We start from the raw sequence: 6,906 nt of genomic DNA, 5'->3' as shown, positions 1-6,906 counted from the left end.
TCGGCGTGCTGTACATCGAGATCGGTGAGTTCGACCAGGCCGAACCGCACCTGCTGGCATCGTTGACGGTGGCGCGGGAACTGGGCCGAACGACAACCATCATCGCCAACCTGGTCAACCTGGCCGAGTTGTATGCGAAACGTGGCGACTTCGATCAATCACGCGCTGCAGTGGATGAGTGTTTTTCGATCGCCAGCGATCTGGACGACGGCAACTCGCAGATCTGGTGTCACGAGGCGGCGGTAGAGCACTTTCGCGAGTCTGGCGATCGGCCGCTGGCGATCGCGAACGCCCAGCGGGCTCTGGTGTTGTCGCAGCAGTTCGAACTGCAGCAGCACACCGTTGACAATGCGCGCGCGCTGTCCTCATTGCTTGTCGCCGCTGGCAACTACGCCGAGGCCCAGCAGATGGGGGAACTTGCGATTTCCGGCATGGACCAGATTCGCGAGAGTCTGCTGAAGTTGCGCCTGGAGCAGATCGATGCAATCCGCGACTACGAGCGAGCCCAGGCCGAAGTCGGTGCGCTGCAGTTGCGCAATGCGTACGCCGAGCGCCAGAAGCTGCTTCTGTACCTGGGTCTGGGATTGCTTGTGCCGCTGCTGGGGATCAGTCTATGGCTGCTTCGTTCGAAGGGACGTCTGGTCAAGGAACTTGCAGGGGCCAATGCCTTCAACCGGCAGCTTGCCCGCACCGACCCACTGACCGGGCTGCCGAATCGGCGCGCGTTCATCGAACGCATCGCACTTGAGCATGCGCGGGAGCAGGGCGATCGCCAAGGCTATTCGGTCCTCATGGTCGATATTGATCACTTCAAGGCGTTCAACGACGGGCACGGGCACGAGGCCGGCGATCAGGTATTGCGGCACGTGGCTGCGTCATTGGCACACGACCTGCCCGAGGGCAGCATGGCTGCGCGCTGGGGTGGGGAGGAGTTCGTGGTGCTCGTGGCCGGGCCCGATCACGGTGCGGAAAGATATGCGCAGCAATTGACCCGGACGCTACACGATGATCCCGCAATCATTCACTCGATCGCGTGTCCGGTGACACTCAGCATCGGCATCGCCTGCTCGCGCGGTCGCGACCCGATGCAGGTTGTGGCGGCAGCGGACGCGACCATGTATGAGGCGAAGGTTGCCGGTCGCAATCGCATGTACAGGGAAGAAGAAGTGTGTGCTGACCGGGACGTACTTGCCTGACCCGTTGCGGGCGGATGTCCGAATGATCATTGGGCAGCCGCGCTGTCTACAGCCGTAGCCGGGACGCATGTCGGCCCCTGGGGCTCGCATCACTTCACGCGATGATGGTTACCTCGCTGTGTTGATCCCTGGCGATATTGGCCACGTTGCCAACGCGCGGATCGAGGCCATCATCAAGGAGTTTCCTGGAAGATGGCCCGTTGGGGAGGCAGGACTCGCACCTGCCTCCCGCGAACTGATGTGCGGACTAGTCGATCAGTTCAAAGCCATCGGCAAAGATGCGGTCGGTCACTTGTGCCGGCACTTCGATGCACCAGCGATTCAGGCTGCCGGTGTCGGTGCCGGCGCGATCGGACAGGTTCAATGTCCAGGTCCCGCCATAGCCGGCACCATCAAATACCGAGAACGTCTGATTCGGCCTGACTTCGCCAGCGATTGCCGGAGCCGAGCCCAAACACGTGTTGGGTGCGCCGCTGGCAGCGTCAAAGTAGACAGCATTGATATCGTCGCCAGCGCAGTTGCTCGGTTGATTGAGGACATTGGCGGTTGCCGCGCCGTGGCTGACGGCCAGGACCAAATCGCCAACGTAGGTATGCGATACATCGATGCTCATGCGAACGGCATCGACGTTGCCCTGTCCTGCCGGAATCGTGATCGTTGCGTTCACGCCTGTCGTATTGTTGTCTGGAATGCTCAACGGACCGATGAAGCAATATGAGTTGAGGGTGGTGAACGAGCGCACGCTGCTGTTGGTTCCGGCGCCACAGGCATTCAGCGTCCGGACGCGCCAGTAGTAGGTGGTGCTTGCATTCAGCGCAACGCCAGGCTCCCAACTTGTTGCCGCGGTGGTCGCGCTGGCGACAATGTTGGTGAAGCCGACATCGGTTGCCAGTTCGACCGTGTACTCGTCGGCGTTGGCTTCGGCATTCCAGCTCAGGACTGGCTGGGTATCCTGGTCGACTGCTGCGTTGGCTGGCGCAACCAGTGTCGGCGCCGACGTCGGCAAGTTCTGGAACTGGATATCGGCCGTCGTCATTTCGGAAATCGGACCGGCAGCCAGCCCTTGAATGGTGATCGTGTAGAGGCCGGGACTGACGCTCGCCGTGTTCGTGTATGTCAGCGCACCGGTGCCGGGCAACGGCGATACCGGATTGGGCAGCAAACTTTCGGTTGTGCCCGCTGGCGCACCCGAGGTCGACAGCGTCACCGGGCTGTCAAAGAGGCTGACCGAAGAAACCGCGATGTTGATGTTCGCCGAAGAACCCACACAAACCGACTGGCTTTCCGGTTGCGGGGTCAGACGGAAGCCCGGCGAGCCGCATTCGTTGAACCGGAATGAGCCGACACGCAAGTTCCAGCCGGCGGAACTGGTCACAGGGGTGTACTGGTTGACATACCAGAACGTGCAGTCGTCGGTGGGATCGATATTCATCGAGGTGTAGTCACCCCAGCGGCTGTTGGAGCTGGTATTGGAGCCGGTACCCTCGACGATCACGCCCTCGCCAAGCGACATCGTGCCGAGCGGATCATTCGACAGTCGCCCGGTGTACCAGATGCTCGGGTACATGGTGGCACTGGTTGCACTGAAACCCAGCGCCATGTTGCCGGCAGAATCCATGGCCGTTGAGCCCATCCAGCGGTGCACGCCGTCGGTGATGCCGGGCGCGTAGGTGCCTTCCTGATGGACGACTGGCATGCCGCCGGGACTGCGCACTTCCCACCAGCGGATGCCGGCGATGCTCGCGGCAGCCTCGACCGACTGGTTGCTGACCAGCGATTCGTGAGTGCCAAAATTGCGATAGGCGAGGCGGTTGAGCATGCGCTGGCGATACGACTGCACATCGACCTTTGCCGTGGTGCCTAGTTGTGGCAGGCAGGCGCGGCCGCCCGTGCAGGGGAATATCGTGTCGAATTCGGCAATCGGAATGGTGCTCGCCAGCACAAAGGAGGAGTTGGCGGGTGTGGTGAAGTCGGCGTGGAACTTCCACAGGGTCAAGGCATCCTGCGGTGCGCTGTATGGGCCGCCGGAATCCATTGTGCCCATGAAGTATTCCGGTGCACCTGGGGGTGGCATGGTTGATCCGTCGATGTCGGCGGGCAACAGGCCGTCACCGGTATTGAAAGGCGCCGCACCGGGTGGAACGAGGATGCTGATGATCGTCGGGTTCGGGTTGCCGGCAATCATCTGGTCTCTCTTGAGCGCATAGGCGCCGATGCCTGCGAATGGTCCGCTTGCGCTGAATTCGCGGGTGCTGATGTAGTACGCGTCGTGCCAGACGCCGTACTTCGGATAGTCGGGAAAGTTGGTGCCTGTGCTGATTGCGTAGCGATAGTATTGGCCAGTCGGGTCGCCACTCTGCGAAATGGCCACACAGTTGTAGAACTGGGGACCGGCCGAAGTGAACTGGGTGATGAGCCAGCGATCGGCAAACTGGTCGTAGAGGACGATCGGGTCACCGGCGTTCTCGGTTTGGCAGGGACCGCCGAAACCAGACCACAGGGTATTGATGTTTATCGGCCCAAGCAGGGAGGTTCCATCTTTCTGGAAGATCTGCAGGACGTTGTTGCTCATCGCCACGTAGTGGTTGGGGCCCACGTCACCGACCGGGTCAGGAGGGTTGACGCCGGAGATGTTCGGCTGCGCATCAAACGAGACTAGGGGGGCCGGAATTGCCAGCGGCGAGCCCTTCCAGCTCTGTGCAATGGCATCCGGGCGTTGCGGAACCGTCAGCCATTCGAGGCCACTGGCCGATTCCTCGCGCTTGCGTTCCACCCCGGTTCGCATCGGTCCCGAGTAGACTGGAATCGCAGGGATAGCGCTCAATCTCGGCGAAACGTCAAAACGAGCTACCGGCGCAGTGCCGCGATACTGGCCGGCAATGACACCGCCGTCCGGACCGGTTTGTATTTCAGCAGCCTGCAGATGGCCTGCGCACAGCATTCCAGCGACGACGAACGCCGCAGAAAATGTCTTCATGGAACTCCCCTGTTTCTTGCAACGAGGCGGCGAGGTTAAACGAATATCATGCCCACGTCTCCGCCCATGGGCAGAGAGATCCTTGCATCTCCCGGACCGGCAGGGCGCGTTGAATGGCTGGAACGCAAGAGCGGCAGAATCCAGGGTATCGCGGAACTTGGGATCATGACGCTTCCGGTCCTGGGACGCGTTTGATTGACGTGGGCAGTTGCCGGCCCGACTGGTGATCACGGCTTCGAGGAGATGCGTGCGGCTGCTGATTCCATGTTCGCCGAGGGTGCCTCCATCCGGGAATCCATCCCGATCGGTGCAGCCCCGAAATCACTGACTGAGACCGGGCGGTGCCTGCGCGCCTGGGCAGTTCAACGTTCCCGGATTGCCGACCTGGATCGACATGCGTCAGTCACCCGTGACGGCAGGCGCTGACGCACGGGTACTGTCGATGCGCCAGGTGCCGTGATGGCCGCGTGCGCCAACCTCGTCGCCGAGCTGCATGCCCGGCAACAGCGTCTGGGCGGGAAAACTGCGCGCTTCACAGCTGGCGGCATCGGCGCCGGTGCAAGTCCAGGCGCTTCCGGCGTTGGCCAGTACCTCGATCGCATAAGGATCGAAGGCCTTGAGGCGATACCCGAGAAACTGGTGCGATTCATTCCACGGCGCTCCCATTTGAACGCGTGTATGAAAGTTTCCGGCAAGGACCAATGCACGAGCTTCGGGATCCGCTTGCAGCGCCTCGGACAGGCGCTCGGCCATCACACGGTCGCGAGTATCGCCATCGACAAGGCCGCCACTCAGCTGATCAAGAGCGAGCACCTCGATATCTGCCTCTGATCGCAACAGGCGAAGTCGCTCCAGCAAGTCGGCCATGGCGAGGCTGCTACGGCCGTCCTGATAGGCGCGCGACCAGAAGTTGCCCGCCAGCAGTGCAGCGCGATCTGCACTGGTTCCGGCGCTGTCCAGAAACGCGTCGATTCGTTTTTGCTCATCGCGCGGTACTTCCAGGCCGACGATCAAGGTGTACTCGGCAGCGATGACGGCTGCAAGATCCCCTGTCAGCTTCGGCACCTCGGCGGTGCCATGAATCTCACCGACCAGAATGACTCGGCTCTTCCCGGCGCGTTCAAGCAGCGCACTCATGTCTGTCGGGCTCTCTGCAGACACCAGGCTCGCCGGCAACAAAAACCAGGCGCCCAGAACGCAGCGACGCACTATCGTAAAACCCATGTCTGTTCCCTTGCTTGCACGGCGACAGTTAATCGATCCCGGGTTTGCCCGGAAGTTCAACTTCCTCATGACAGGAAATGCGAGTTTGCCGCTGGGTGGCCATGAAATTTGCGATCGACTCGATCGGGCGGATTGCTCAAGGTCCGAAGGCGGTCGGGGCATGGGTGGTGTGGATATGCGTCCAGTTCGACGGCGCGCACGCGGTGGCGAATGTGCGTACCTGATGGGGCAGGCGCTCTGCAGGCGTCGTATACAGGCGATTCGTGCAACCCGGCGCGCAAAAAAAGAGGCGGGGTTTCCCCCCGCCTCGGTTGTTGCGTCAGATTGCGGCTTGCATGGTTCGCAAGTCGCTACTGCTGGGTATTGTCTTCACCGCACTATTTGACGCCGGCGGCAGCATTCGGACTGAGGGCAATCGGAAGATGCAGGTTGGGCTCGTCGCCGGCACTCGGAGTCAGGGTCAATTCACCAAGGTTCCATTGGGCGGGCGTTAGCATCGCACCGTGCGCGGTAACCGTAACGGTTTGCGAACCACCTGTATTGATGACGAACGAGGCCGGTGAGAACTCGACGGCACCGGCCGGGAAACCCGTAACGGACAAGGTGTAGGTCTGCGCTCCATCCCGGGCACGAAGGAACGTGCGGGTAAACACCGTGTCGCCGGTAAAGTTCCGCCGCGCGATGTTGGCCAGGTTCAATGTCGAGATATCTCCGGCCGCAGCGGGATTCGCCGCGACGAAGTTGGCCGAGGTCTCGTTCATCACGAGTCCGACCTTGGACGCGGCCGACAGGTTCACTCGTCCGGAGCCGTAGTCCCAGATCCTGATCGGTGAGCCATCCTGGTTGATCGCGCCGAAGTTGTTCGAACTCAGGTTGAGTGCGGACTTGATCTCGGTCGGGGTCCATGCCGGATGCAATGCACGCATCAGGGCGCCAGAGCCAGCCAGATGCGGGCTCGACATTGATGTGCCATTGCTCAAGTAGACGCCGCTCGGACCGACCACGCTCGCTGCACCGGCGGCGAGAATGTCGACGCCCGGGCCGGTGATATCCGGCTTGATCATGCCCTGGCTGCTGACAAGGCGCGGGCCGCGGAAACTGAATTCGCCGACAACATCACCGTCAGATGGGTAGGCGCTGGCGGCCACGTCGATGGAAATCGTTGCCGTTGCCGGGTTGTAGGCTGCTTCGAGGTTGTTCCAGTCGTCCATCAACATGGACCACGATGTCAGGTTCGCACCCAGGTTCAGGTAGATCGCGTCAACAAAGATGACGCCCACTGCGCCTGCGGCCAATGCATTCGCACGCCGAGTACCACTGCCACATGAGCTGGACGTGCCATCAAGATTGAGCGCTGCTACTGCGCCCAAGGCTCCAGTCTGTGGCTCGCCGTCGAAACCGCTCGCATAGATGCGGTCGGCAGGACCGTTTATGCGTACGAAGGTGTCTGCAGGATATGCCGAGCAACCGTCAGTGGATCCATTGGCAAAAGTCGGGCTCTTGATTTAC

Annotated in this window: 4 protein-coding genes; 1 reads left to right on the top strand and 3 read right to left on the bottom strand. The window is 61.4% G+C overall.

Going from position 1 to position 6,906, the window contains the following annotated elements; translation table 11 throughout:
- The coding region (locus WBP53_RS10315; protein WP_423928593.1) for a diguanylate cyclase at positions 1-1,196 on the top strand (1,196 nt) is incomplete at its 5' end.
- A gap of 247 nt (positions 1,197-1,443) precedes the next feature.
- Here the strand turns inward: WBP53_RS10315 and WBP53_RS10310 are convergent.
- The 3 genes from WBP53_RS10310 to WBP53_RS10300 all read right to left on the bottom strand — a co-directional run bounded on the left by WBP53_RS10310 (position 1,444) and on the right by WBP53_RS10300 (position 6,767).
- Entirely contained in the window at positions 1,444-4,173 is a 2,730-nt protein-coding gene (locus tag WBP53_RS10310) for a hypothetical protein (protein WP_423928591.1), read from the bottom strand.
- A 399-nt stretch (positions 4,174-4,572) separates the two neighbouring features.
- Entirely contained in the window at positions 4,573-5,397 is an 825-nt protein-coding gene (locus WBP53_RS10305; RefSeq protein ID WP_423928589.1) for a hypothetical protein, read from the bottom strand.
- Between the two features lie 377 nt (positions 5,398-5,774).
- Positions 5,775-6,767, bottom strand: a complete 993-nt coding sequence (locus WBP53_RS10300) for a S8 family serine peptidase (RefSeq protein ID WP_423928587.1) — start codon at positions 6,765-6,767, stop codon at positions 5,775-5,777.
- Positions 6,768-6,906: the final 139 nt, after the last annotated feature.

The organism is Dokdonella sp. (genome assembly GCF_049593775.1).
In the GTDB taxonomy this organism is placed as follows: Bacteria; Pseudomonadota; Gammaproteobacteria; order Xanthomonadales; family Rhodanobacteraceae; genus Dokdonella.
This window is presented reverse-complemented; position numbering and strand designations above follow the sequence as displayed.